Genomic DNA, 25,723 nt, shown 5'->3' with positions numbered 1-25,723 from the left:
CGTGTGGGGTCGCGATGAGCGAGGTGACGGAGCGCGATGAGCACCCGGCGCGCGCTGCCCGGCCCCGGTGGCGGCAGGTCGCAGCGGCGCCCTTCCCGGTGGTGACGGCCCGCGGCGGCGCCCCCAGCCCCTTCGAACGTACCTCGCACGGCTGCCCACGACCACCTGGAACCGCGTCCACGGGGCAGCCGTCGCCTCGGCGGCAGGCTGCCGAGGTTCAGCTCCACATCGTCGGGCGTCGGCGCGCCGGTGCGCCCGGCGGCGAGGGGGTCAGACGACCGGCGACGCCACCTTCTCGCGCGGGTGCGGCAGTTCGGCCTCCGCCGACCGTACGGGCTCCTCCTCGGCCGGCTCCCGGACCGGGTGGCGCAGCGCCAGTAGCGCGGCGACCGGCCCCACCAGGGCCACCGTGCCGCACACCAGCCAGGTGAGCTTGAGGCCGATCGCGAGCGACAGGCCGCCGAACAGCGCGATCGAGATCGGGCCCACTCCGATACTGGCCAGCGTCAGGGTGGCCAGCGCCGACCCCATCCGGTCCTTGGGAGCCGCCTGCTGATAGACCGTCACGATGGCCGGTCCGTTCAGACCCGTCATCAGGCCGACCGCGGCACCCGTCACGGCGATCGTCAGGACCGACGGCATCAGCGCCATCAGCAGGATGCCGACGGCGATTCCCACGCCGCTCACCACGAACCGCACCACCAGCGGTATGCGGTGCGCGAGGAACGCGCCCAGCGCGCTGGAGACCAGCGCACCCGTGCTGAACGCCGCGATGATCACGCCGATGGCGTGCACGCCCCAGCCGTTCTCCTGGACGAGCAGCGGCAGCGCCACGTCGATCGGCCAGCCGAACGCCATGTCCAGGCAGAGCGCGGCGACGAAGGTCCAGCGCAGCCTGGGGTGCGACACCAGCAGCCGCAGCCCGTCGCCCGACGACCGCACCAGACTCCGGCCGGGCGTGCGCTCCGGCGGCTCCATCCCCTTCGTGACGACGAAGAGTGTGCCCAGCGAGATCGCGCAGGTGACGGTCGCCACCAGCAGCGCCGGCCACAGTTCGCCGGCGGCGACCATCCACGCGCCGAGCGGCGAGCCGATGATCGGGGCGACCCGGGTGACCATGGCGTACAGGGAGTTGGCCCGGGGGAGCTGGTCGTGGGTGGCCAGATGCGGGATCACCGAGCCCGCCGACGGACTCGCCAGTCCGAACAGCAGCCCGTCCAGAAGACTGATCACGACGAGCGGGGTGAGCGACTGGGAGGAATGGACCACCACGGTGCCGACCGCCAGAAGCACCAGCCGGGCGCTGGTCGTGCGCAGCAGTACGTGCCGGGGGCCGAACCTGTCGGCGACCGCCCCGCCGAAGATCAGCATCAGCGCCCGCGGGATCGTCGCGGCGAGCATCAGCGTGGTGACCGCGCCCGCGCCCCCCAGCTGGATCGCCGTCCAGCCCATGGCGATCAGCAGGATGAAGTCACCGCCCATCGAGGCGCCCTGCCCGACGACCAGGGCGTTGATCCTCTTCCACTGGATCGGCGGCCCGCCGCCGGTGCCGGATGCCTCTGATACGTCCGTCGTAGCCATGGGTCTGTCCTTCGGGAGATCGGATGAGGATCAGCGAGATCGAATGACGATCGCGGGTTCGGATTCGGGGAGTGCGGACGAGGATCAGTCGGAACGGGGCGTGCCCGCCGCCGCCCGGCCGCCGGTGACGCCCGGCCAGGGCCCGGGCAGCGGCAGCCGTACGGTGCCGGAGCCCCCGCGCAGCGCGTCCTCCACGGCCCGGACCGTCGCCAGCCGTTCACTCGCGGCGGGGATCCGCCCCAGCCGCGCGGGCGCGTCCGAGGTGATCTCCAGATGACCGCCGAGATAGCCGCGGCCGTGGGCCGCGAGCGCCAGGCCCGCGGCGCGGATCGCCGTACCGCGGTGGACCGGCCCGGAGGTCAGCCCCGGGATCTCGGAGGGCGTGAAGCGCACCCGCACGGAGTACGCGGCGGGCTCCCGCCCCGGTTCGAGCGGGCAGACAGCGCCACGCCGGTCCTCCCCGGCGCGCGGGCGGCGGGCGGCGGCCGCGCGTGTGGCGGTGCCACGCGCCGTACGGGACGGCGGGCGTACGGACCGATGGGCGTTCATCGTGAGCACTCCCCTCGCGGCCCCGGCTCTGCGGGCGGCCGCTGGAATTCGAACGGTAGGGAACGGGGCGCCTGGCCGGCGGCGCTTGGCGGGGCAGGCGGGCGGAAGTTTCCCGGCTCGGGACCGGGTGCGCGCCGGCCCCAGTCGAAGAGCCGCAGTCCGCGCACCTCGTCGTCGAGGACGGCCAGCGTCGCGACGAACCCCGGGGGCGCGGACAGGTCGCGCAGCTGCCACCGTTTGCCGGCCATGACGCCCGTGCCGTGCACCGTGCCGGGCGTCAGCACGTTCAGCCGCAGTCCGTCGAGCAGCCGCCCGCCGCTCGCCTTCACACAGGCCTCCTTGCGCGACAGCAGCCGGTGGTAGGCGACGCGCGCCGCGTGCGGGGTCTCCTGTGCGGCGACGCAGGCGGCCTCGTCCGGCGGCAGGAAACGTGCCGCGAGTGCGACGGCAGGGGTCCGGTCGTCGACGCGTTCGATGTCCACCCCGACCGGCGCCGACAGACAGACCGCGAGCAGCGCGTGCTCCGCCGACCGGCTCAGACTCCACTGCCAGTGGCTCAGCGGGCCGTCGAACCCCGGTTTTCCGTGTCTGCCCACCGACCAGTGGACCGTGCAGCCGGCGATCCTCAGATAGCCGCCCAGGATCGTCCTGACCGCGCCGTGCGTCAGGACGTACCGGTCGGCCGACGGCCGGTCGCGGGTACGCGCGGCCCGGTCCCGTTCCCGGGTGTCGAGCAGGGAGGCGACCGGTCCGAGCGCGTCCCCTCCGCCGTCCAGCCCGATGTGCCACACGTCGGCGCCCGGCGGCGGGCCCGGAATGGCCGGAGCCGGCGGGTGGACGGCCCCGCAGGCGGAGCAGGGCGGCGAGGCGCCACGGGGCCGTGCCCCGTCCACCGTCCGCGCGGTGACCCCCGTGGTGGGGAAGACGGCAGCGGCGCCGACCGGCAGCGGCACCGCCCTGGCCGTCGCCGTGGTGCCGGCGAGGGCGGCGCTCCGCCGCCCGGGCTCAGGCGGCCGGCCGGACATCGTCGAGCCTGCCGTTCAGATGTCCCTGGGCGAGAGTCAGCCGCTGGACGTTGCTGGTGCCCTCCATGAACTCGAAGGCCCGCGCGTCGCGCGCCCACTTGTCCAGGAGCGGATGCTCCCAGCGGGCGCCGGGGCCGAACATCCGCAGCGCCAGGAGGGTGGACTCCTCCGCCAGCGCGGTCGCCCTGATCTTGGCGGCCGAGGCGAGTGTCCCGTCCCCCGGGTCGTGGTCGGCGGACTCGGCCGCCGCCATGACCGTGGCACGGGTACCCGCGAGCCTGTCCGCCAGGTCGGCGAGCCGGTCCCGGTCCCCGGTGCCCAGGTGCCGCCGGTTGGCGACGACGTAGTCGTGGGCGCCCTGCGCGACACCGAGGGCGAAGGCCGCCACGACCGGGCGGTAGCGGTTGAACGTACGGACCGCCGCCCACATCCCGCCCCGCGTCGCCGGGCGGTGGCGTCCCAGTACGTCCGCGTCGGCCACCGGTACGTCGCTCATCCGCAGCTCGCTGAGCTGGAGACCGCGCAGCCCCAGCGTCTCCAGGGGAATCCCGGTGAAACCGGGCCGGTCAGTGTCCAGCAGGACCGCGACCACACCCAGCGGGCCGGGGTGACGGCGGGCGAACACCACACCGACACCGGCGCGCGCGCCGTTGCCGACGAACCGCTTGGTGCCGTTCAGGAGCAGCCCCTCCCGCCCGTCGCCGGCCGGTCGCAGGGCCGTCTCCATACTGGCCGGGTCCGAGCCGTGCGCGGGCTCCGTCATCCCGAAGAACGTCCAGGTGGGGCGGTCGGCCAGCCGCTGGTAGTAGCGGTCGCGCTGCTCCTCGTCGGCGATGTCGGCCACGACGAAGCCGGACATCGACGGACCCGGCAGCGCCAGGACCGCCGCCGCGTCCACACGGGCCAGCTCCTCCATGACGACCACCTGCTCCACGCAGCGGTCCACGTACACCGGGCGTCCGCCGACCCTCAGCGGGTCCGGGTTGTACGCGGCGGGCATCCCGGTCAGCCGCAGCCAGCGCGGGTCGCCGCCGAGCAGGGCGGGGCCGAGCGACGGGTCCGCGTCGAGTCCGAGCGCGGTGGGCCGCAGCAGGGCGGCGTGTTCGCGGGCGAGCCCGCGCAGGCCGGCGAGGAATCCGGGGTCGGTGGTCATGGCCGCTCCAGGTCGGTCGCGGGTGGGTAACCGGTCGGTGCTTCAAGGCCGTTGGGCGCTGCGCCCTCGGCGGACGAGACGCCGTCGGCGGATGGCGCACCGGAGGTGGGTGCGGCGCCGTCACGGGGCGCGCTCTCGTCCGCCGCCGGCGCGTAGGTGTCGGCGAGCAGCTCGGAGACCCGTACCTCGCTGCCCGGCCCGGCGGCCAGGAAGCCCGCCGCGCCGAACAGGTGCAGACATGTGCGGCCGGTCTCGTCCAGGCTCCGGTGCACCCGCCGCAGGGTGTACGGCGCCGGGGCGGCCTTGAGCAGCGCCCGGCACTCGGTGGTCCCGGCGACGGCGTCGGCGAGCATCGCCCGTACCAGCGGCAGGTTGAGAGTGACGGTCCGCTGCACCGTACGGCCGCCCAGATGCGCGGTGACCCGGTCCACCAGGCGCTCGGCCAGCCCGAGCCGCAGCCAGGCGAGACCGGTCGCCCAGCCGTCCGGCTCCCCGGCGGGCGGGCCCGAGCCGTCGACCCGCAGGGCGGTCAACTCCCGCCCGTACACCGTGACATGGCCCAGTCGGTGCTCGCCGGTGCCGCCGCCGCGTGGGCGTGGTCCGAGGAGCGTCTGATGCCGGTCGCACGTCGCCTCGATCTCCCGGGGCACGAACACGTGGCCGCCGGGACCGGCCGGCAGGACGCCGGGACTGGTCGCGCCGTGCAGCAGGAGCAGCGCGGCCACCGGCCCGTCGCGGTACGCCGCCTCGCGGTACGCCTCCTCACGGTCGCGTGCCGGTCCGCCCGGCGGCGCGGCGGCGACCGGGGCGCCTGCGGGTGGACGCGTCGTGGTGACGGTCATGGCACCAGTTCCTTCCGTCTCGGTGCCACCCGCGCCGGGGTGCGTCCGGCGGGCAGCGTGAGCAACAGGGCGCAGTGGTAGGGGAGTACGGGGTCGCGGTCGGCGAGCAGGACCCGTCCACCGGCAGGACCGTCCGCCTCTTCGAGGAGCCCGGCCAGGGCCAGCCAGACACCGGCGCACGGATGGCCGGGCTCCGCCCGCGCCAGGACCGCGTCCGGGAGCGGACGGGTGAGGCCGGCGCCGGCGATGACGCCGTCGGCGCGCGAGGCGTACGGACCGTACGGGGCGTACGGTCCGTCGGGACCGTCCTCGGCCGGCTCCGGGCCGCCGGCCGTCCTGCGGCCGTCCACGGTGACGACCGGACGCTCCAGCGGTATCGCCCCGTCCGGCCCGAGCAGCAGGGCCACCGCCACGTCGCGCGCGGGCCTCACCGCCCGGTCGTCGGGCGGCAGTGTGCTCTGCTCCATCACCAGGACCAGCGCCCGGCGCGAACTCCCGTCGGCCAGCCGGTCGTAGGCGATGCGCAGGGCGGTGAACGGGCCCGCGACCCCCTGCTCGGAGACGCCGAGCAGCATCGGGTCGCCGGGCATCAGATCGGCCAGCAGACAGCTGGGGAAGCTCTGGTGCCGGCAGTCGGGACTCGCGTCGACGGTGATGACGAGGTCGACGTCCACGAGGTCGGCGGCCAGCTCCCGGGCGATCACCCGTGCCATGTCGTGGTAGCTGACGGCCGTGCCGTCCTTCAGCCAGGAGAAATCCTGGAGGGTGCCGTAGACCGACTCCACGTGGTCCCGGTAGGGGCGGGTGTCGTTGCCGCCGGAGTCGGCGGCGGTGAAGGCGAAGGGGATGACGCGTTCGATGGACGGTCCGGCCGCGCCGTCACGCGCGGCCGGACTCCTCCGCGTCCCCGGGGGCGGGGTGGGCGGCACGGGTCACCGGCTCTCGGCGATGTAACCGGCCAGGGCGCCGACGCTCTCCAGGTGGCTCTGCTCCAGGCTCTCGGGGTCGACCTCGATGTCGAGGGCGTCCTCCAGGGCCATCAGCAGACCCAGCACGCTGGTGGAGTCGAGGCTCAGGTCGTCGAAGAGGCGGGTCTCCTCGGTGACGTCGGTCAGTTCCTTGCGGAGCACGTCGGAGAGCGCGGCGACGACGGCGTCGATGATCTGCCGGCGGTCGGTGTCCTGGGCGACGGTGGTCATGATGGTTCCTGCCTTCTGTAGGAGAGGTGGACGGGCGTTCGGACGGTGCGGTCCCCGCAGGTGCGGGTGGTGCGCGTCGTGCGGTTGCGGGTTGCGGGTCGTATCAAGAACCGCGGGAGGAGGGCGCCGGGGCGGGCCCCGGCACCGCCTCAGCCGAAGTCGTGCAGGATCTGCGGCGCGAGCATGCTCTCGGCGTCGTCGCGGGTGTGGATCAGCCGGGCCTCGCCGTGGTGGACCAGCACCTCGGCCGGGTAGCCGTGGCTGAGGAAGTGCACCGGCGACGCGGTCGGCCCGTACGCCCCCGAGCGCTCCACGCCCACGAGGTCTCCGGGGCGCAGATCGGCGGGGAGTTCGACGGCCTTGCCGATGGTGTCGTTGGGCGTGCAGAGCGGCCCGGTCACGTTCCACGGGGCGACCTCGGCCGCGCCCGCCCGGTTCAGCAGCCGCATCGGGAAGTTGCGCTTGACGAACGAGCCGATCCCGACGGCCGCCATGTGGTGGTTGGTTCCGCCGTCGGCCACGGCGAACCGTTCGCCCATCGACTCCTTCACGTACCGGACCTCGGCCGCGTACAGCCCGCTGTGGCCGACGAGGTAGCGCCCCAGTTCCATGACGAGGCGGGTCTCCGGATGCCGCGCGGCGAACGACTCGAACACCGGGTTGAGCCCTTCCGCCAGCACGCGCACATCGAGGTCGCGCTCCTTGGGGAAGTACGCGACGCCCAGACCGCCACCGACGTCGACGACTTCGAGCGGCACGCCCAGCGTCGCGGAGAGGCGCTCGGCGAGTTCCAGGATCCGGGCCGAGTTCTCGGCGATGACGTTCTCGTCGAGGAAGCGTGTCCCCATGTACGCCTGGAAGCCGACCAGACGTACGGAGGGATGCTGGCCCGCCAGATCGGGTACGGCGGTCAGCGCCTCCTCGTCGATGCCGAACTGGCGCGGCTTGCCGCCCATCGTCAGTCCGCCGCCCTTGACGGCGAAGCTCGGATTGACCCGCAGCACCACCCGCGCGACACCGCCGAGTCCCGCCGCCAGTTCGTCGATCGCCGCCAGTTCCCCGAAGGACTCACAGATGACGGTGATGTCCTGCTTGAGGCACGCGGTGAGTTCGTCGCGGCTCTTGCCGGGGCCGAGGAACATGATCCGCTCGGCCGGCACACCGGCCCGCTGCGCGGTGATCAGCTCGGTCAGCGACGAGACCTCGGCGCTCGCGCCGAGCGACCGCAGCAGCGCGCACACACTGACGTTGGGGTTGGCCTTGAGGGAGTAGAACATCTCCACCGACGGGTGCAGGAGATCGCGCAGTCCGTTGTACTGACGGGCGATCACATCGCCGTCGTACACGTACAGCGGGGTCCCGAACCGCTCGGCGAGCTCGGTGATGGGCAGGCCCTGGACGGTGTGGGTCCCTCGCGTCCCCTGGGGCGTCGCACCGGATTCAGACATGGGTGAGGCTCTCCTTCCGCACGCGCAGCGCGACGGCGTCGTCGAGTTCGGCCAGTTCGGCCTCGGAGTGGGCGATGAGCAGTCCGTACAGCCGGCCGCCGTAGGAGTCGGGCGCGGTCCCGTCGGTCTTGTCGGTCCCGGCCGGCGCGGCGGCGTTGACCGTCGCGAAGTTGTTGACGAGCAGACCGCGGCCGGACGCGGTGGTGAAGAGCAGGTCACCGAGCCGCTCCCGGAGTTCGCCGAACGGCATCGCACCGGTCAGCGACACCGGGTACTGGCGCGCGAGCGCGACGGCCCCGGGGCCCATGAAGCGCTCCTGGAGGGCGGTCTGATAGGTCGACATGTTGTTACGGGCGTTGATCTCCAGCACCGGCAGCAGACCGCCGCCACCCGTGACGATGGCGTCCACCCCCACGACACCGTGGAACCCGTCGGCGGCGAGCCGCGCGCCGAGCAGGTCCGCGCACCGCTCGATCTCGGCCCGGTGCGCGGCGGAGATCCGGGCCGGGATGCGGTGCCCCTTGTGCACCCCGTTCTCGGTGATCGCCTCCTTGACGAAGTCGAATCGGACCGAGCCGTCGCGATACACCGTGAAGTGGTAGTTGAGGTCGACGGCCTTGTCCGCCCACTCCTCGATGACCACTGCGAGGCGCGGGTCGCCGGTGCGCCGGGCGACCCGGGTGACCATCCGGACGAGCTGGTCGAGCCTGCGCTCGTCCTCCACCACCATGATTCCCTTGCCGGAGACTCCGAAGGCGTCCTTCACCCCCACCCGGCGTCCGGCGGCCAGCGACTCCCGTGCCGCGTCCGCCGCCGCCGTGAACTCGTCGACCGACTCGCACTTCCAGCCCCTGGCCTGCGGGAGCCCCAGCTCGTCGGCGACCCGGCGGCTGTAGATCTTGCTGTTGACGGACTTGACCAGCGCGGCGGGCGGCAACGCCGGTGCCAGACCGGTCAGTTCGCACAGCCGCTCCTCCAGTACCGACATGCCGTGCGGCAGCAGGTGCGCGCCGCGTTCGGCGAGCCGGGCGAGCGCGGCGGTCAGCACCGGGGAGCGCAGGGCGTCCACGCTGACGCTGTGGGCGGGGTCGTGCGCGTCGGTGACCAGGATCTCCGGCAGCTCCAGGCCCAGTTCCTCCAGGTAGGAGAGGTAGCCGGGGTCCGGTGCCGCCTTCAGTACGACGCAGTCGTCACGGCCGGCGAGCAGCAGCGCGAACTCGTCCATGCGGTTGACGATCGCCGCGGAGGCACTGCCCCCGACCGACGGGAGTCCGACCTCGTCCACGGCCCACTCGTCCTCCACCTCGAAATTGCCGAGCAGGACGAACGGGGTCCGCGGGTCGCCGGTGCAGGCGTGTTTCACACCGTCGAGGAAGTTCTGGCGGGGGGACGGTGGCATGGGCTTCTTCCTTCTCACGGTGTCGGACGGGTCGGGTGGAGCGGACGGGCAAGCAGGGACGTACGGGCAAGCAGGGACGTACGGGCAAGGGCGCGAGGCCGAGCGCGTACGGGCACGGCCGGTTTCCGGGATCGGATCAGTGGCGCAGTACGGCGGCCGAGAAGGTCGCCCCCAGACCGACGGCGGCCATCAGGTAGAGGTCTCCCGGCCGGAGCCGGCCCGCCTCACGGGCGTGCACGTAGTTGATGAAGGGATCGGCCGTGAAGCAGTGGCCGGTCACCGGGATGTTGTCCAGGAAGACCCGGTCGAGCGGGATGCCGAGGAGCTTGCAGGTCCACTGCCACGACAGCCGGTTGACGTTGTGCGGCAGGACCAGCGCCAGGTCGTCGAGCCCGACTCCGGCGTCCTCGGCGGCTTCGCGCATCACGGCCGCCAGGGTGGCGTTGTGCTCCTTGAGGAACCTCGGGTCCAGCGGGTACGGGGGGAACTCCTCGCTGTACCGGCCGTGGGTGCGGGTCGCGAAGCCGAGCAGCCGGTCGCCGTCCCCGTCCGCGGAGACCAGACAGGCCGCAGTCCCCTCACCCATGACGGTGCTCTCCGGGATGATCTGGAGGGTGCGGCTGAACGCCTTCTCCCCGGCGAGTACCAGCGCCAGGGCGTCCGGGTCGCCGTCGGCGGCGAGCAGCCGTCCGGCCAGGTCCACCGCGAACAGCCCCGTCGCGCAGCCGTGCTGGGTGAGCGTGAAGGAGGCGGCCCGGGTCAGCCCCAGTTCGGCGCACAGCCCCTCGACGGTGTTCTCGCCGGCCGGGGCGACGGTCGAGACCGTACGAGGATGGATCACATAGCGGACCCGGTGCTCGTTGCCCCGCAGTCCGGTCAGCGACTCCACGGCCGCGGTCAGCGTGGCGCGCAGATCCCGGCCGGGGGCGCGCAGCACCGTCCGCAGTCCGTAGAACCTGCGGAAGGTCCACATGAGGCTCGCGTCGGCCCCGACGTCCGCGCCGATGTCGGCGATCGGGACGTGTCGTTCGGGCAGATGGCTCGCGACGTCCAGCAGGGCGGTCATGCCCGTCCTCCGATCCGGTCCGCGGTCGCGGCCGTCGTGCCGGCGGTCTCCGCGAGGGGCGGCCCGGCCGCCGCGGTGTCGGTGCCGGTGTCGTACGAGAGGGAGCGGTCCGGCCACCACAGGTCGTCCGGGCCGAGCGCGTCGGTCGCGTACTTGCCCAGCGCGCTGATCAGCAGCCTGCTCTCCAGGGCCAGGGCCTCCACCAGGCGTACGAGCCCGTCCTCGGGGTCCTCGTCGACCGCGACGAGTGCCGCGCGGCCCAGCCCCGCGGCCGTGGCGCCCAGCGCCAGACTCCGTACCACCCGGCCGCCCTCCCACATCCGGCCGGTCACCAGGAGGCAGCCGCCGGGGCGTCCGACGCGCCGCAGGCACTCGGCCAGCGGCAGCCCGACATGGTCGAGGAAGACGCGCGGCGCCCAGCCGGTGCCGCCCTCGGCGCCGTCGACGGTCACCGCGTCCGCGCCGGCCCGCCAGGCGGTCGACGCCGCGTCCGCGATGTCCCGGCCCGGATGGAACTTCGCCCACACCCTGGCCCGGGGGAAGTTGTTGCGCATGAAGCGCAGTTGCTGGCGCACGATCTCCTCGGTGTACGTCCCGGGGCTCGCGAGCCGCAGCCGGCTGCCGGGGCCGAGCGTGTCCCGTACGGCGAAGCGTCTGCCGAGCCGGTCGGCGTCCGCCTCGTCCACCACGGTCATGCCGCCGAGGCCCGGCTTGGCGCCCTGACCGATCTTCAGCTCGAAGGCGAGCCGCCCCGACTCCAGCAGCGGCTCGGTCGCCGGGTCGCTGTACAGGAGGTTCCAGACCTCCGAGTCGGCGTCCTCGGTGCTCTGCTGCACCACCACGCCGCCCGTGCCCTCGGGGCACTCGTCGAGATACGCGCGGATGCGCGCCGTGATCGCGGAGGGCGCGGCGCGGCCGGCTCCGGTGCGGTAGCCGTGCACCGGGACCATGTTCTCCCCGATCACCATGGGGATACCGAGCCGCCCGGCCTGGCGGCTCGCCGCGATGCCGAGGTCACCGCTGCCGGCGCGGGTGGAGCCGAAGGCGGAGAGGTAGACCGGCAGCGCCGAGTCGAAACCGCCGATGGCGGTACGCAGGCTGACGTCGTCGTCCAGCGGTTCGCGGCCCAGCTCGATCAGCTTCTCCAGCCGCCGTGGCATGAAGACCGGCGGCACGATCCGCGCCCGGTCCAGCTCGTCGGGAAGGCTCAGCGGGGTCTCCGCGTCCGCGCCCGCGCCCGCGCCGAACAGCTCGGCTCCGTACGCCGCCACGGGCGGGAACACCTCACGGGTGCCGTGCCGGGCGCGGGCCCGTATCGCCGCGACCGGAAGACCGCCCGCCGTCAGGGGAGTTCGCGGTGTCGTCACGGCGCGATCACCCCCGGCAGCTTCGGGTAGGCACTGACCTGCCAGAGCGCGTCGAGTCCGGTGAGGAAGCGCACCAGCCGCTGCACCCCCATGCCGAACCCGGCGCTCGCGGGGATGCCCTCACGCGCCATGGCCAGGTACCACTCGTACTTGGCGGGGTTCTCGCCGCTCTCCCGCATCCGGGTGACGACGGTGGCGTAGTCGGACTCGCGCTCGCTGCCGCTCACCAGTTCGCCGAAGCCGCCGTGTGCGATCAGGTCGAAGTTGCGCAGCACACCGGGGCGGTCCGGGTCCTCACGGTCGTAGAAACCGCGCGAACCCTTGGGGTAGTCGGTGATGAAGAACGGCCGGTCGGCCTCGTGCGACAGGGCCTCCTCACCGGTCCAGTCGATCTCGGCGTCGGCGCTCTGCGTGTGCCCGTGGCCGCGCAGCCGGCCGACCGCCTCCGCGTGGGTGCAGGCGTCGAACTTGCCCGTGAGGAGCTCGGCGAAGGCCAGCGGGTCGCGGCCCAGACCGGACAGGACCCCGGGCACCGTCTCCCACACCCGTGCGGTGACGTGCCGCAGCAGTCCCGCCGCGATCTCCATGACGTCGGCGCGCGACGCCCCGGCCATCTCGACGTCGATCTGGTGGAACTCGACCAGGTGCCGCCCGGTGTGCCGGGTCTCCGGAGGCTCCACACGGAGGTTCGGCGCGATGTAGAACAGCTTCGGAAAGCCGCGCAGCGACGCCTGCTTGTAGAGGATCGCGCTCGTCATGAGCTTGTACGGCTCGCCGTAGTAGTCGACGTCCAGGGCCTTCGCGCCACGCCCGCCGGGGTCGGTGACCGGTCCGACGAGCGGCGGGAGCAGCTCGACGAAGCCGCGCGAGCGCAGGAACTCCCGCGCCGCGTACAGCGCTTCCTGCTGGACGAGCATCGCGGCCCCGAGCGACGGCGAGCGCAGGTGCTCGCCCAGGGGGGCGGGCTGCCGTCCGTCCGCGATCGTGGTACCGACGTCTTCCGTGGGGGGCATCAGCTCTCCTGATCTCATGGGTGGTCGAACCTCCTTGCGACACCGTGCAGGGCGGACATCAGCTGGTCCGAGGTCATGGCGGTCCGCGCTCCGGGGCCGGGATCGGGCCGGATCGGCATCGATCCCACCGACGACCAGCGCAGCAGTCCCGCCGCGTCGACGAAGCTCCGTGACCGGCCGGCGTTGTCCGGGTGCAGACAGAACGGGATGTCCAGGTGGCCGCGCTCGAAAGCTGTGGTCAGCGACCGGCCGAGGTCGTCGCCGAGGCCGAGCACCGCCGTGACGAAGGCCCGTGCCTCCGCGTGGATCCCGCTCTCGGGCGGATGCGGCCGCGCGGGAAGCGGGGCGGCGCCGGCCGCCGCGAGCGCAGCGGCCTCCAGCGACCGGACGTTCTCGTCGACGGTCGGGATCCGGTGCGCCTCGGCCGCGGTCTTGACGATCAGGCGCCGTGCCCCGGAGCGGACCGCGAGCCGCGCGGACTCCTCCAGCAGCCGCCGCGCACCGTGCGCCGTGACCGGGAAGACGCCCATGTAGGTGTAGAGGACGATGTGCCAGTCCGTCCCGGCCGGCAGGAACTCGGCGGCCAGCCGGCGCAGCGCCAGGACCGCCTCCTCGTCCTGCGCCGGGTGCGCCTGCTGGGCGTAGCTCATGGAGACGCTGCCGATGCCGTGCCGGGTGAAGAACACCGCTTCGAGCAGGCTGATGGCGACCAGCAGACTCGGCGGGCAGAGCTGGCCGAGCATGCAGCCGCCGAAGCTCTCCAGATGCGGGGCGGGCACCGTGGCGGCCAGCAGTTCGCAGGCCCGCGCCCAGTTCCGGACCGAGTCCCGCAGCGGGGTACGGCCGTAGGGCAGGCAGTACGAGACCGGGCCGCCCTCGGTGGCGTCGATTCCCGCGTCGGCCAGTGCCCGGATGATGTGGTGCGGCCGTGAGGAGCCGTGGCGCACCTGGACCGGGAAGGACGCGTCCCGTACCCCGTCCAGCAGGGCGCGGGTGGTGTCCCGGGAGTGGCTGACGATCGGGTAGCCGTTGAGGCGGGCCCCCTCGTCCAGCGCCCGGCGGGCCGCCGCGTGGTCGCCCAGGCGGGTGTAGCTGTCGATGGTCAGGGTGCCGACGGTGGTGGCCGCGGCTGACTTGGTCCGCTCCAGGCCCAGACGCATCCGGGGGAGGTCGCTGAAGCCCATCCGGGGCTGGACCACCAGCCGGCCCGCCGCGGCCGACTCGGCCACGAACCTGCCGAAGGGCGAGCGGAGTACGGGTGCGGGAGCGGCGGTCCGGGCCGCGGTCCCCGTCATGCCGTCACCCGGTTCCGGCGCGCGGTGGCCGGCTCGCGGCGCGGCAGCCGTGCCAGGAACTCCCGGAAGGCGTCCACGTTCCCGTCGTCGAAGACGGCGGTGAATCCCGCTTCGAGCAGCCGGAGCGCGGCGTCGGTGTCGGTGGCGCCGGTCACGCCGAGCTTGCCGCCGATGACGACCGGCAGCGTGGCGAGCGAGGGCTCCCGGCGCAGCCGGACGATGGCACCGAGTCCGTCGCGGTACCCGTGGCCGTTGACACTGCTCATCACGACCAGGTCCGGACGGGACGCCCGGCACTCCTCGATCAGCAGGTCGTCCGGCACACAGGGGCCGAGCCCGATCACCCGATGCCCCAGCTCCTCGATGAGGAGCTGGAGGAAAACCAGATTCCAGTTGTGCGAATCGGATCGGGTACTGGTCACCAGGACCGTGAGCCCGCTCTGCGACAGCACCATGGCAGCTCTCCGAAAAGATATATGGGTCTCTGCTCCGGCGGACACTTTCCTGAACCGGCGCCTTTCCTTGTACCGCACCAGAAATATAGAAGTCCGAAGAGGGCGTGGACGGAAGTTGATGCGGCAGTAAGGCGGGCAGTCGGAGAAATCGCAGGCGGCCGGCACCGGGCCGGAAAACGAAAATGGCGGCCCGCCGTGCACAGAGGCACGGCGGGCCGCCGAATTCACCCGGACATCAGGTGTACTGCGCCACCAGGCTTTTCGGGCGAATGTCCGTCCAGTTCTTCTCGATGTACTCCAGGGACTCCTGGCGGCTGCTCTCACCTTGTGCGATGTCCCAGCCGGCAGGTACGTCGGCGAATACCGGCCACAGGGAGTGCTGGCCCTCGTCATTCACCAGAACGAGGAAGGTGGCGTTGTCGTCGTCGAAAGGATTGGTCATCTCAGTTCCTTGTCTCGTTGAGGCCGAGGTCAATTACCTGCGGATCCGACAGTCGTTGCCGAAGAATTCGGCCGATGTGCGCGAGCGGTTCTGGTTCGGTCATGCGGAGATGGGTGGAATTGATGTCGTGGCGCTGCGTCTCTCCGTCGGTGTAGGGGTCCCACAGACCGGCGGACGGTGAATCGGGGCCCCGCCCCTCGGCCGCGGTGAACAGCAACGGGTCACCGGTGAACACGCCGGGCCGATAGGCCCGCATGAGGGCGGCGTGGTTCACGGCGGCGCCGACCAGCGCCGCGACCTCCGCCTCGGCGAAGCCCGCGAGCACCGGGTCCCGGCGCCGCAGCACCTCCACCACGGCGGCCGTGTCGAACCGGGCGAAGAAGGCGTCCGGCAGCGGGTCCGGACGCCCGGCCTCCTCGGCGGCCGGCCCCACCAGCATCTCGACGGTCTCCCGGTCCGTCATCGGATCCGCCGCCTCCTCGGGCGGCACCGGGTAGGCGTCCATCAGCGCGAGCAACTCCACCTCCTCGCCGGCCGCCTGGAGCCGGGTCGCGACGGCATGGGCGACGACACCGCCGAAGGACCAGCCGAGCAGCCGGTACGGTCCCCACGGCTGGACCCGCCGGATCTGCTCCAGATAGTCCTCGGCCAGCTCCTCGACGCTCGACGCCCGGTAGTCCGGCCGGGTCAGCGCCCTCGTCTGGAGGGCGTACACCGGCTGGGAGTCGCCCAGATGCGCGGTGAGGCCCGCGTACGCCCAGCCCATGCCGGCTCCCGGATGGACGCAGAACAGCGGTCGCCCGCCGCCCTCCGCGCGCAGGGGCAGCAGCACCCCCAGGGCGTCGCTCTCCGTCTCGTCACCGAGCAGACCAGCCACGGTGGGGGAGCGGAACAGGTCCCGTACGGAACGCTCCACGCCCAGCACCGACCGGACACGGCTCATCAGCCGTACCGCCAGCAGTGAATGACCGCCCAGATCGAAGAAGTTGTCGTCGATCCCGACGCCCGTCACACCCAGGATCTCGGCGAACAGCCCGCACAGCACCTCCTCGCGGGGGTTGCGCGGCCCGCGCCCGGACCGGGCGCCGTCGCGAACCGGGGCCGGCAGCGCGGCCCGGTCGAGCTTCCCGTTCGGGGTGAGCGGCAGCGAGTCGAGGACCACGACGGCCGAGGGGACCAGGTACTCGGGCAGGGTCTCGGCCAGCCAGGACCGCAGCGCCCCCTCGTCCACCGGTGAGGAGCGGGGGACCACGTAGGCGACGAGCCGTCTGTCGCCGGGGCGGTCCTCGCGGACCACGACGGCGGCGCGGCCGACGGACGGGTGCCGGGCCACCGCGGCCTCGGCCTCGCCGGGTTCGATGCGGAAGCCGCGGATCTTGACCTGGTCGTCGGCCCGGCCGGCGAAACGCAGCCGCCCGCCGGTCGTCCAGCTCACCAGGTCGCCGGTGCGGTAGAGGCGTTCACCGGCCGGGCCGAACGGGTCGGCGACGAACCGCTCGGCCGTCAGGGCGGGGCGTCCCAGATAGCCGCGCGCGAGATGGGAGCCGCCCAGGTACAGCTCACCCGTGCCGCCGCGCGGCACCGGACGCAGCCGGTGATCCAGCACGTAGGCCCGGGTGTTGTCCATCAGCCCGCCCAGATGCACCAGATCGAGCTCCCGCTCGTCGAGCCCGAAGCGCTGGTGGTGCGTGCCGAACGTGGCCTCCGTCGGCCCGTAGGAGTGGACCAGCACGGTGTCCGGGCAGTGCGCGAGGACCCGCCGAACGGCGTCCGGCGACAGGACGTCGCCGCCCGTCCACACCTCGCGCAGCAGCCCGAGCGTGTCCAGTGCCTCGTCGGCCAGCAGGTGGAACAGCCCGACGGTGAAGTACGCGGCGCTCACGCCGTGCCGCTCCACGGTCCGCCTCAGCGCGGGGAGATCGGTGCCGTCACCGGTCCCGATGACGAGCCGTGCCCCGGCCAGCAGCGGCACCCAGATCTCGTAGGTCGAGGCGTCGAACCCGAAGGCCGAGTGGACGAGCATGCTGCGATGCGTCTCCCGGTCCCAGCACCGGTCGGCCGCGAGCCGCGCGACATTGCGGTGGGTGACGCCCACGGCCTTGGGGCGGCCGGTGGAGCCGGAGGTGAACATGACGTACATCAGGGCCTGTTGGCCGGTCGGCACGGCGGGTGCCGTGTCGGGCGTGCCGGCCGGGGCCGGACCGTCGGCCCGCAACACCGCCGTCCCCGCGGCGCGTTCCCCGGCCGCGATCCCCGCGTCCGCCCGTTCCGCGTCGGTCAGCAGGACCGTCGCCCCCGACTCCTCCATGATCACGCGGACTCGCGCGGCCGACAGAGCGCCGCCGACGGGTACGTACGCGGCGCCCGCCTTCAGAACGGCCAGGACGGCGACGATCAGGTCCGGGCCGTGGTCCATGAGGACACCGACGGTGCCCTGCGGTGCGGTCCCGGCGGCGATGAGCCGGTGGGCGAGGAGATTGGCGCGGCGGTCGAGTTCGGCGTACGTCATCTCGCCACCGTCGTGGCTGACGGCGACGGCGTCGGGGGTGCGCCGGGCCTGGGCCTCGAACAGCTCGTGGACCGTGCCGTGCGGAAGGGGGCCGGCGGTGGCGGTGTCGTTGTACTCGGTCAGGAGCAGCCGGTGGTCCTCGGCGGTGAGCAGGTCGATGTCGTCCACGGGACGCCCGGGATCGGCCGTCACCGCCCGCAGCAGCAGGCTCAGACGCGTGGCGACGAGCGCCGCGGTCTGTGCGTCGAACAGATCCGTGGCGTACTCGAGATATCCGTACAGCCCCTGAGGGGCGCCGTCCGCACCGTGCCGCTCGGTCAGGGAGAGCGTCAGGTCGAACTTCGCGAGTCCCGTGTCGTACGCCACCTCCGTCGCGCCCGGCACGGAACCGCCACCGGCCGGCCCCATGCCGTTCTGGAGCAGCAGCATGATCTGGATGAGCGGGTGGTGGGCGGTGGAACGGGTCGGGTTGAGGTGTTCCACCAACTGCTCGAAGGGGAGGTCCTGGTGGGCGTAGGCGGCGAGGTCGGTGTCGCGTACGCGGGTGAGGAGGTCGGTGAAGGCGGGGTTGCCGGAGACGTCGGTGCGCAGGACGAGGGTGTTGACGAAGAATCCGACCAGGTCGTCCAGGGCCTCGTCGCCGCGGCCCGCGACGACGGTGCCGACCGGTATGTCGGTTCCGGCGCCCAGCCGTGACAGTGTCAGCGCCAGTGCCGACTGGAGGACCATGAAGAGCGTCGTCCCGTTCTCGGCGGCGAGCCGGGCCAGCCCGTCGTGCTCCGGACCGGACAGCGTGACGGGCACCGAGGCGCCCCGGTGCGTGGCGACGGCCGGCCTCGGCCGGTCGGCCGGCAGCTCCAGGACCGGCGGGGCGCCGTCCAGCGCGTCGCTCCAGTACGCCAGAAGACGCTCCCGGGGCCCCTCCGCGCCGTCGGTGTCCGCCGCCTCGCCCATCGTGTCGCGCTGCCAGAGCGTGTAGTCGGCGTACTGCACCGGCAACGGCCGCCATTCGGGGGCCTGTTGGGCGAGCCGCGCGCCGTACGCGGTCCAGAGGTCCGCCATCAGCGGGCCCATCGACCAGCCGTCGCCGGCGATGTGGTGCAGGACGATCACCAGATACTGACCGGCGCCCTCCTCGTTCGCGTCGTCCTCTTCGGACTCCACCAGGGCCGCCCGCAGCGGCAGTTCGGCACTCAGGTCGAACACGTGCCCGGCCGCGGCGTCGACGGTGGCCGCCAACTCCGCACGGGGCACGCGTATCACGCGCAGCTCGGGGCGGGCGTCGGCCAGGATCCGCTGGTACGGCTCCCCGTCCACCGCGCCGTAGACCGTCCGCAGCACCTCGTGCCGTGCCCCGACGTCCGCCAGCGCCGCCGCCAGCGCGGTGGCGTCCAGCGGCTCGTCGAGCCGCAGCACGACGGGGATGTTGTACGCCTGGCTCGGCCCGTCGAGTTCGTTGATGAACCAGAGCCGGCGCTGCGCGAACGACAGCGGGATCCGCTCCGGCCGCGACCGGGGTACCAGCGGCGCCCGGACCGGCGCCCCGGCCCTCGCGTCGACGCGCTCCGCCAGCCCGGCCACCGTCGGTGCCTGGAACAGGTCCCGGATCGCCACCTCCACGCCCAGCGCCGCCCGCACCCGGTTGATGAGCCGGGTCGCCAGCAGGGAGTGCCCGCCGAGGTCGAAGAAGTTCTCGTCCGCCCCGACCCGGCCGAGACCGAGCACTTCGGCGAAGAGCCCGCACAGGATCTCCTCCCGGAGCGTGCGCGGCGCGCGGCCCTGCGCGGTGTGCCGGGGTTCCGGCGCGGGCAGGGCCCGCCGGTCGAGCTTCCCGTTGACCGTCATCGGCAGGGCGTCGAGCGTCACCACGGCCGAGGGCACCAGATAGCCGGGCAGACTCCGCGCCGTCGCGGCGCGCAGCCCCGCCTCGTCCACGCTCAGGCCAGGCCGGGGCACCACATAGGCGACCAGCCGCTTCCCGCCCGGCGCGTCGTCGCGCACGACCACGGCGACCCTTCCCACGGACGGGTCCCGGGCGAGGACCGCCTCGACCTCGCCGGGTTCGATGCGGAAGCCTCGGATCTTGACCTGGTTGTCCGCCCGGCCGACGAACCGCAGCTCACCGTCCGTCGTCCACGCCACCAGGTCCCCGGTCCGGTACATCCGGCCGCCGTCCGCCCCGAACGGGTCGGGAACGAACCGGTCCGCCGTCAGCTCCGGCCGGCCGACGTACCCCCGGGCCACATGGTCACCGGCGATGTACAGCTCGCCGCTGGTACCCAGCGGCACCGGGTGCAGCCGGCCGTCGAGGACATAGGCCCGCGTGTCGTCGAGCGGACGGCCGAGAGACAGGGTCTCCGGCAGGCCGCCGGAGCGGTCGTACCGGTGCAGATGCGAGGCGAACGTCGTCTCGGTCGGGCCGTACACATGGGTCACGGCCGTGTCCGGGCAGTGCGCGAGCACCGCGCGCACCGCCGCCGCCGACACCACGTCACCACCGGTACCCACCTCGCGCAGCAGCGCCAGCGTGTCCGGCGCCTCCTCGGCCATCAGATGGAAGAGACCGACCGTCAGGAACGTCGCGGTGACCCCGTGCCGCTCGATCGCCCGGCTCAGGGACCGCACGTCGGCGCCGTCCCCGCCGGCCGTGACCAGCGTGCCGCCGGCCAGCAGCGGCACCCAGATCTCGTACGTCGACGCGTCGAAACCGTACGGCGAGTGCACCAGCACCCGGCGCTGGACCTCGTGGTCCCAGAACCGGTCCACGGCGAGCCGGGCGACATTGCGGTGGGTCACCCCGACGCCCTTGGGGCGGCCGGTGGAGCCGGAGGTGAACATGATGTACATCAGGGCCTGTTGGCCGGTCGGTACGCCGGGTGCGGTGTCGGGCGTGCCGGCCGGGGCGGGGCTGTCGGCACGCAGGACCGCCGTGCCCGCGGCCCGCTCGGCGACCGTGACGTCGCTGTCCGCGGTGGCCGAGCCGACCAGCAGCAGCCGCGCACCGACCTCCGCCATGACGAGCCGCACCCGGTCGGCGGGAGAGCGCCCGTCGACCGGCACATAGGCCGCGCCGGTCTTCAGCACCGCGAGCAGGGCGACGATCAGGTCCGGGCCGTGGTCCATGAGGACAGCGACGGTGCCCTGCGGTGCGGTCCCGGCGGCGATGAGGCGGTGGGCGAGGAGATTGGCGCGGCGGTCGAGTTCGGCGTACGTCATCTCGCCGTCGTCCTGGACGAGGGCGACGGCGTCGGGGGTGCGCCGGGCCTGGGCCTCGAACAGCTCGTGCACCGCTCCGCGCGGGAGGGGAACACCCTCGGTGTCGTTGTACTCCGTGACCAGCAGGCGGTGTTCATCGGCCGTGAGCAGGTCGATGTCGTCCACCGGGAGCCCCGGATCGGCCGCCACCGTCTCCAGCAGACGGGTGAGGCGCGTGGAGACGAGCGCGGCCGTCTCCGGCTCGAACAGGTCCGTGGCGTACTCCACGAAACCCTCCAGACCACGGGGCGTTCCGTCGTCGTCGCGCCGCTCGGTCACCGTCAGCGTCAGGTCGAACTTCGTCAGCCCCGTGTCGAACGCGACGTCCGTGCCGGCCAGCGGCGAGCGCGTCATCGCCGCGTCCCCCTCCGCCGTCCCTGTCGCCCCCACACCGTTCTGGAGCAGCAACATGACCTGGACCAGGGGGTGGTGGGCGGTGGAGCGGTCCGGGTTGAGGTGTTCCACCAACTGCTCGAAGGGGAGGTCCTGGTGGGCGTAGGCGGCGAGGTCGGTGTCGCGGACCCGGGTGAGGAGGTTGGTGAAGGCGGGGTTGCCGGAGACGTCGGTGCGCAGGACGAGGGTGTTGACGAAGAATCCGACCAGATCGTCCAGAGCCTCGTCGCCGCGGCCCGCGACGACCGTGCCGACCGGTATGTCGGTTCCGGCGCCCAGCCGCGCCAGCGCCAGCGCCAGTGCCGACTGGAGGACCATGAAGAGCGTCGAACCCTGCGCCGCCGCGAGCCTGGCGAGCCTCTGGTGGGTCGGGCCGTCGACCGAGAACGGCACCACGGAGCCGCCGTGCGTGGCGACCGCCGGCCGCGGCCGGTCGGCCGGCAGGTCGAGAACGGGCGGAAGCCCCTTCAACGCCTCCGACCAGAAACCCAGTTGGCGGGCGAGCGGGCTCCCGGCGTCCGCCGCGTCGCCCATCGTGTCGCGCTGCCAGAGCGCGTAGTCGGCGTACTGCACCGGCAACGGCCGCCACTCGGGGACCTGTCGGGCGAGGCGCGCCGTGTACGCGGCCGACAGGTCCGCCAGCAGCGGCTCCATCGACCAGCCGTCGCCCGCGATGTGGTGCACCAGCACCACCAGCACTTGGGCGCCCGAGTCCTGTATGTCCAACAGCCAGGCCCGCAAGGGCAGTTCGGCACCGAGATCGAACACGTGTCCCACCGCGTCGTCGATCGAGGCCGCCAGCCGTTCATCGGTGGTGCCCACCACCTCCAGGGACGGCCGGACCCCCGTCAGGATCCGCTGGTACGGCTCCCCGTCCACCGCGCCGTAGACCGTGCGCAGGACCTCGTGCCGCTCGGCGACGTCGGCCAGCGCGTCCGCGAGCACAGCGGCGTCCAGGGGTTCGTCCAGGCGGAGCACGACCGGGATGTTGTACGAACGGCTCGGCCCGTCCAGCTCGTTGACGAACCACAGCCGCTGCTGCGCGAAGGAGAGCGGAATCCGCTCCGGCCGCTCGGCCGGCGCGGGCGCGGGACGCGCCCCGACACCCGCCAGTTCGTCAAGCCGCCGGTCGAGACCGGCCACCGTCGGAGCCAGGAACAGATCGCGGATCCCGAGATCGGCACCGAGCACCGACCGCACCCGGTTCACCAGACGCACGCCCAGCAGTGAATGCCCGCCGAGATCGAAGAAGTTCTCGTCGCCCCCCACCGACGGAAGGCCGAGCACCTCGGCGAAGAGCCCGCACAGGATCTCCGCGCGCGGTGAGAGCCCGCCGCGCGCGGTACCACCCGACGCCGCGGCGAACCCGGTGTCCCGGCTCCGCTCGTCCGCGACCCGCTCGCGCCGTTCGGCCAGTTGGTGGCGTTCGGCGTCGGTGAGGGCGACGGCGTCGGTGACGCGGGTGGCCGGGTCGGCGGCGACGGCGTCGAGCGCCCGGGTGAAGAAGTCCAGCAGCAGGGTGGCGGTCGGCTCGTCGAACAGGTCGGTGGCGTACTGGAACCACACCTCGATCCCGGCCGCGTCGCCCGCGCCGTCCAGCGTCTCGACACAGGACACACTCAGATCGAACTTCGCCGTCTCCAGCCCGGCCGGCTCGATCGTGCCCGGGACATCGCCCAGGGGGATGCCGGGATCGGCGTCGTTCTGGAGGGTGAGCATCGTCTGGAAGAAGGGGTGGTGGGAGAGGGAGCGGGCCGGGTTGAGGTGTTCGACCAGCAGGTCGAAGGGCAGGTCGTCATGGGCGTAGGCCGCGAGGTCCGTCTCCCGTACCCGGTCCAGGAGTTCGGTGAAGGCCGGATCGCCCGACACGTCCGTGCGCAGGACGAGGGTGTTGACGAAGAATCCGACCAGATCGTGCAGCGCCTCGTCCGGGCGCCCCGCCACCGGTGTACCGATCGCGATGTCGTCACCCGCGCCGGCCCCGGACAGGGCCGCCGCCAGCGCCGCACGCAGCACCATGAACAGGCTCGCGCCCTGCCCGGCGGCCAGCTCCCGCAGCCGCAGATGCGTCTCGGCGCCGAGCCGGACGGTCACGGTCTCGCCCCGGTACGACGGCTCCGCAGGTCGCGGCCGGTCGGCCGGCAGGTCCAGCACCCCGGGCAGACCCGCGAGCGCCGTCCGCCAGAAACCGATCTGACGGGCCATCACGCTTGTCGGGTCGTCCGCGTCACCCAGCATGTCGCGCTGCCAGAGCGTGTAGTCGGCGTACTGCACCGGCAGTTGCTCCCACACCGGGGCCGCGCCCGCCGACCTCGCCTCGTACGCCGCTGTCAGATCCCGCAGCAGCGGGCCCATCGACCAGCCGTCCGTCGCCACGTGGTGGAGCAGCAGCACCAGCACCGACTCACCGGGGCCCGTCACGAACAGCCGTACCCGCACGGGGACATCGGCCGGGACATCGAACGCCTCGCCGGTGAAGGCCGCCACGGCCGCGTCGCCCGTACCCGGCGCGCACTCGACGACCGCGAACGCACCGCCCGCACGGTCGCGCACCCACTGGTACGGCTCGCCGTCCACGGCGGGGAACACCGTCCGCAGCACCTCGTGGCGCTCGATCACGTCATCGACCGCCGCCGCCAGCGCGTCCCGTCGCGGGACACCGGCCAGCCGCAGCACGAGGGGCACGTTGTACGTCGCCGAAGGGCCCTCAAGCCGGTTGAGGAACCACAGCCGCCGCTGCGCGAAGGACAGCGGAACCCGGTCCTCCGCCGCAGGGTGTTCGTGCTCAGGCGCCGCCTCCTCGGGGCGGACCGGCTGCTCCCGGGACGGTCGCATCGCCCGCAGCAGCGACCGATCGATCTTACCGGTGCTGGTTCTCGGCAGCGACTCGATCAGACTGATCACACCCGGCACCGCCGGCGGCGGCAGCTGCTCCGCGAGAGCCTCGCGTATCCCGGCCGGCGTCGGACGACCGTCCGCGACGACATACGCCGCCAGCCGCTTCGTACCGTCCGGCGACTCCTGGGCCACCACGGCGGCGGCCCGGACCTCCGGAAGGCCCAGCAGCACCGACTCCACCGCCGCGGGGTCGATCCGATGCCCGCTGATCTTGACCTCGTCGTCCACCCGGGACACGTGCACCAACTGGCCGTCGGAGCCGAGGCGCACCACATCGCCGGTACGGTAGGCCGGTTCGCCGCCGAGTCGGGTGAAGCGACGGGCCGTCAGCTCCGGCCTGTCGAGATAACCCCGGGCCAACCCGCCGCCCAGCAGCCACAGTTCACCGTCGACCAGGGCGGCCCCGACCCCCGGCAGCGGCAGTCCGATCGGTACCCCGTCGGCCTCCGAAGTGCCGTCGGCAGGGCCCTCGGTCAGATCCGCGACGGTGGCGACGACGGTCGCCTCGGTCGGCCCGTACGTGTTGAGCAGCCGCACCCGCGAGCCCACCGCGCGCCGCCAGCGCGCCACGCGCTCCGGAAGCGCCGCCTCGCCGCCGATGATCACCGTACGCAGGGTGGCCGGCAGCTCCGCCACACCGGCGGCCACGGCGTACGCCAGCTCGTGCCAGTACGCCGTCGGCAGATCGAGAACCGTCACACCGTGCGCCACGCAGCCCGCCAGCATCCCCCGTACGTCAAGCATGTCGTCGGTGCGCAGCACCAGGGTGCCGCCCGCGCACAGCGTCACGAAGATCTCCTCGACGCTGGCGTCGAAGTGCAGCGGGGCGAACTGGAGGACCCGGTCGTCAGCGCCGATGCCGTACCGCTGCGTCGCGCCGGCCACGAAGTGCGCCAGCGCCTCCTGGCCGACGAGCACCCCGTTGGGCGTGCCGGTCGACCCGGAGGTGTAGATCACGTACGCGGTCCCCGCACCCGCCGCGTCCCCCGGCAGCACGGCCTCGCCCTCGGCGCGCAGCGTCTCCGGGTGCGGCGGCTCCCCGTCGCACGCGTCCGCCAGGATCGCCGTGTTGCGCGCCGGGGGCGCGTCCGGGTCCAGAGGCAGATAGGCCGCACCCGAGCGCAGGGCCGCCAGGACGGTCACGATCGCCTCGACACCGCGCGGCCTGCACACCGCGACGAGCCGCCCGGGGCCGGCGCCCGCCGTCCGGAGCAGCGCGGCCCTCGCCTCGACCGCCTCGGCCAACTCGCCGTAGCTCAGCCGGACATCACCGTGCACCAGAGCCGTCCGCCGCGGATCGGCCGCCGTCCGCAGAGCGATCAGCTCCAGCACCGGTACCACCGGAGCGGCCTGCGGACCGCCGTCCAGCAGCACGGACGGCTCCGGGACACCCCGGTTCGGCTCGGCTTCGGTGGTGGGCACCGCGAGGTCGGTTGACCGCATCGGACGTCCTCCTTACGGGGGCGTTGGTCGGACGGGACCGGCACCGGGGAGGGGGCCGGGACGACGGCCGACGGGAACGCCCGGTCCAGGGCCCGCCGTCCTTCTGGCAGAAGGCTAGGTACGGGCAGGCCGCACGATCGGCAGTACCTGAGGCAGATTGGGCGGCACGGCGCGCCGTCGCACGAACCGCGGTCGACGGCGACAGCTGCCGGGTGCGGACGCACCTGTGCTAATCGCGCCGCACCCACCTGACCGGACGGTGGGGAGCGAACCGTGCCTGGTCCGCGCTGTTGGTGCGGCGAGGGGCGGTGCGTGGGCGACGACAGTACGGAAGCGCTCTGCCCGCCCCGGGTGTTACGACACGTGCGAGCAGCGTTGCTTGTCGGTCTTG

Annotated in this window: 16 protein-coding genes; all 16 read right to left on the bottom strand. The window is 73.1% G+C overall.

Features of this window, described 5'->3' with window-relative positions:
- Positions 1–270 precede the first annotated feature (270 nt).
- A complete protein-coding gene (locus tag GXP76_RS10320; protein WP_242571157.1) occupies positions 271–1,581 on the bottom strand; it encodes an MFS transporter in 1,311 nt (436 codons plus the stop codon).
- Positions 1,582–1,665: 84 nt separating this feature from the next.
- Entirely contained in the window at positions 1,666–2,130 is a 465-nt protein-coding gene (locus GXP76_RS10315) for a hypothetical protein (RefSeq protein ID WP_242571156.1), read from the bottom strand.
- The gene (locus tag GXP76_RS10310; RefSeq protein ID WP_242571155.1) at positions 2,127–3,155 is read right to left on the bottom strand and encodes a 4'-phosphopantetheinyl transferase superfamily protein; all 1,029 of its coding nucleotides are present in this window, start codon (positions 3,153–3,155) and stop codon (positions 2,127–2,129) included. Before GXP76_RS10310 ends, GXP76_RS10315 begins: the two co-directional genes overlap by 4 nt.
- Positions 3,136–4,308, bottom strand: coding sequence for an acyl-CoA dehydrogenase family protein (locus GXP76_RS10305; protein ID WP_242571154.1), 1,173 nt, complete (start codon positions 4,306–4,308; stop codon positions 3,136–3,138). Before GXP76_RS10305 ends, GXP76_RS10310 begins: the two co-directional genes overlap by 20 nt.
- Positions 4,305–5,150 (bottom strand): hypothetical protein, encoded by an 846-nt coding sequence (locus GXP76_RS10300; RefSeq protein ID WP_242571153.1) that lies wholly within the window; start codon positions 5,148–5,150, stop codon positions 4,305–4,307. Before GXP76_RS10300 ends, GXP76_RS10305 begins: the two co-directional genes overlap by 4 nt.
- Complete coding sequence (locus GXP76_RS10295) at positions 5,147–6,079, bottom strand: hypothetical protein (RefSeq protein ID WP_242571152.1); 933 nt, start codon at positions 6,077–6,079, stop codon at positions 5,147–5,149. Before GXP76_RS10295 ends, GXP76_RS10300 begins: the two co-directional genes overlap by 4 nt.
- Before the next feature lie 3 nt (positions 6,080–6,082).
- Complete coding sequence (locus GXP76_RS10290; protein WP_242571151.1) at positions 6,083–6,349, bottom strand: acyl carrier protein; 267 nt, start codon at positions 6,347–6,349, stop codon at positions 6,083–6,085.
- A gap of 149 nt (positions 6,350–6,498) precedes the next feature.
- Positions 6,499–7,797: a type III PLP-dependent enzyme gene (locus tag GXP76_RS10285; RefSeq protein ID WP_242571150.1), complete on the bottom strand. Its 1,299-nt coding sequence runs from the start codon at positions 7,795–7,797 to the stop codon at positions 6,499–6,501.
- Positions 7,790–9,196, bottom strand: coding sequence for an ATP-grasp domain-containing protein (locus tag GXP76_RS10280; RefSeq protein ID WP_242571149.1), 1,407 nt, complete (start codon positions 9,194–9,196; stop codon positions 7,790–7,792). The genes GXP76_RS10285 and GXP76_RS10280 overlap by 8 nt, the downstream gene beginning before the upstream one ends.
- A gap of 136 nt (positions 9,197–9,332) precedes the next feature.
- On the bottom strand, positions 9,333–10,262 hold the full coding sequence (locus tag GXP76_RS10275; RefSeq protein ID WP_242571148.1) for a 3-oxoacyl-ACP synthase III family protein: 930 nt from the start codon (positions 10,260–10,262) through the stop codon (positions 9,333–9,335).
- Positions 10,259–11,629 carry a glutamate synthase-related protein gene (locus GXP76_RS10270; RefSeq protein ID WP_242571147.1) on the bottom strand — a complete coding sequence of 457 codons (1,371 nt, stop codon included), beginning with the start codon at positions 11,627–11,629 and terminating at the stop codon, positions 10,259–10,261. The genes GXP76_RS10275 and GXP76_RS10270 overlap by 4 nt, the downstream gene beginning before the upstream one ends.
- Positions 11,626–12,642 carry an asparagine synthetase A gene (locus tag GXP76_RS10265; RefSeq protein WP_242571146.1) on the bottom strand — a complete coding sequence of 339 codons (1,017 nt, stop codon included), beginning with the start codon at positions 12,640–12,642 and terminating at the stop codon, positions 11,626–11,628. The genes GXP76_RS10270 and GXP76_RS10265 overlap by 4 nt, the downstream gene beginning before the upstream one ends.
- Before the next feature lie 14 nt (positions 12,643–12,656).
- Positions 12,657–13,937 (bottom strand): methylaspartate mutase, encoded by a 1,281-nt coding sequence (locus GXP76_RS10260; protein WP_242571145.1) that lies wholly within the window; start codon positions 13,935–13,937, stop codon positions 12,657–12,659.
- Positions 13,934–14,392 (bottom strand): cobalamin B12-binding domain-containing protein, encoded by a 459-nt coding sequence (locus GXP76_RS10255; protein WP_242571144.1) that lies wholly within the window; start codon positions 14,390–14,392, stop codon positions 13,934–13,936. The genes GXP76_RS10260 and GXP76_RS10255 overlap by 4 nt, the downstream gene beginning before the upstream one ends.
- A gap of 235 nt (positions 14,393–14,627) precedes the next feature.
- Positions 14,628–14,834 carry an MbtH family protein gene (locus tag GXP76_RS10250; protein WP_147874551.1) on the bottom strand — a complete coding sequence of 69 codons (207 nt, stop codon included), beginning with the start codon at positions 14,832–14,834 and terminating at the stop codon, positions 14,628–14,630.
- 1 nt (position 14,835) lies between these two features.
- The gene (locus GXP76_RS10245) at positions 14,836–25,332 is read right to left on the bottom strand and encodes a non-ribosomal peptide synthetase (protein WP_242571143.1); all 10,497 of its coding nucleotides are present in this window, start codon (positions 25,330–25,332) and stop codon (positions 14,836–14,838) included.
- Positions 25,333–25,723 lie beyond the last annotated feature (391 nt).

Origin of the sequence: Streptomyces sp. NP-1717 (assembly GCF_022695985.1) — a bacterium.
In the GTDB taxonomy this organism is placed as follows: Bacteria; Actinomycetota; Actinomycetes; order Streptomycetales; family Streptomycetaceae; genus Streptomyces.
Note: the sequence above shows the minus strand (reverse complement) of the source record. Positions and strands in the feature narration are given on the sequence as shown.

Coding starts and splice junctions, on each gene's coding strand:
- GXP76_RS10250 (WP_147874551.1), bottom strand. CDS start 14,834: ATGACCAATCCTTTCGACGACGACAACGCCACCTTCCTCGTTCTGGTG.
- GXP76_RS10300 (WP_242571153.1), bottom strand. CDS start 5,150: ATGACCGTCACCACGACGCGTCCACCCGCAGGCGCCCCGGTCGCCGCC.
- GXP76_RS10280 (WP_242571149.1), bottom strand. CDS start 9,196: ATGCCACCGTCCCCCCGCCAGAACTTCCTCGACGGTGTGAAACACGCC.
- GXP76_RS10290 (WP_242571151.1), bottom strand. CDS start 6,349: ATGACCACCGTCGCCCAGGACACCGACCGCCGGCAGATCATCGACGCC.
- GXP76_RS10255 (WP_242571144.1), bottom strand. CDS start 14,392: ATGGTGCTGTCGCAGAGCGGGCTCACGGTCCTGGTGACCAGTACCCGA.
- GXP76_RS10265 (WP_242571146.1), bottom strand. CDS start 12,642: ATGCCCCCCACGGAAGACGTCGGTACCACGATCGCGGACGGACGGCAG.
- GXP76_RS10315 (WP_242571156.1), bottom strand. CDS start 2,130: ATGAACGCCCATCGGTCCGTACGCCCGCCGTCCCGTACGGCGCGTGGC.
- GXP76_RS10260 (WP_242571145.1), bottom strand. CDS start 13,937: ATGACGGGGACCGCGGCCCGGACCGCCGCTCCCGCACCCGTACTCCGC.
- GXP76_RS10245 (WP_242571143.1), bottom strand. CDS start 25,332: ATGCGGTCAACCGACCTCGCGGTGCCCACCACCGAAGCCGAGCCGAAC.
- GXP76_RS10275 (WP_242571148.1), bottom strand. CDS start 10,262: ATGACCGCCCTGCTGGACGTCGCGAGCCATCTGCCCGAACGACACGTC.
- GXP76_RS10310 (WP_242571155.1), bottom strand. CDS start 3,155: ATGTCCGGCCGGCCGCCTGAGCCCGGGCGGCGGAGCGCCGCCCTCGCC.
- GXP76_RS10285 (WP_242571150.1), bottom strand. CDS start 7,797: ATGTCTGAATCCGGTGCGACGCCCCAGGGGACGCGAGGGACCCACACC.
- GXP76_RS10305 (WP_242571154.1), bottom strand. CDS start 4,308: ATGACCACCGACCCCGGATTCCTCGCCGGCCTGCGCGGGCTCGCCCGC.
- GXP76_RS10320 (WP_242571157.1), bottom strand. CDS start 1,581: ATGGCTACGACGGACGTATCAGAGGCATCCGGCACCGGCGGCGGGCCG.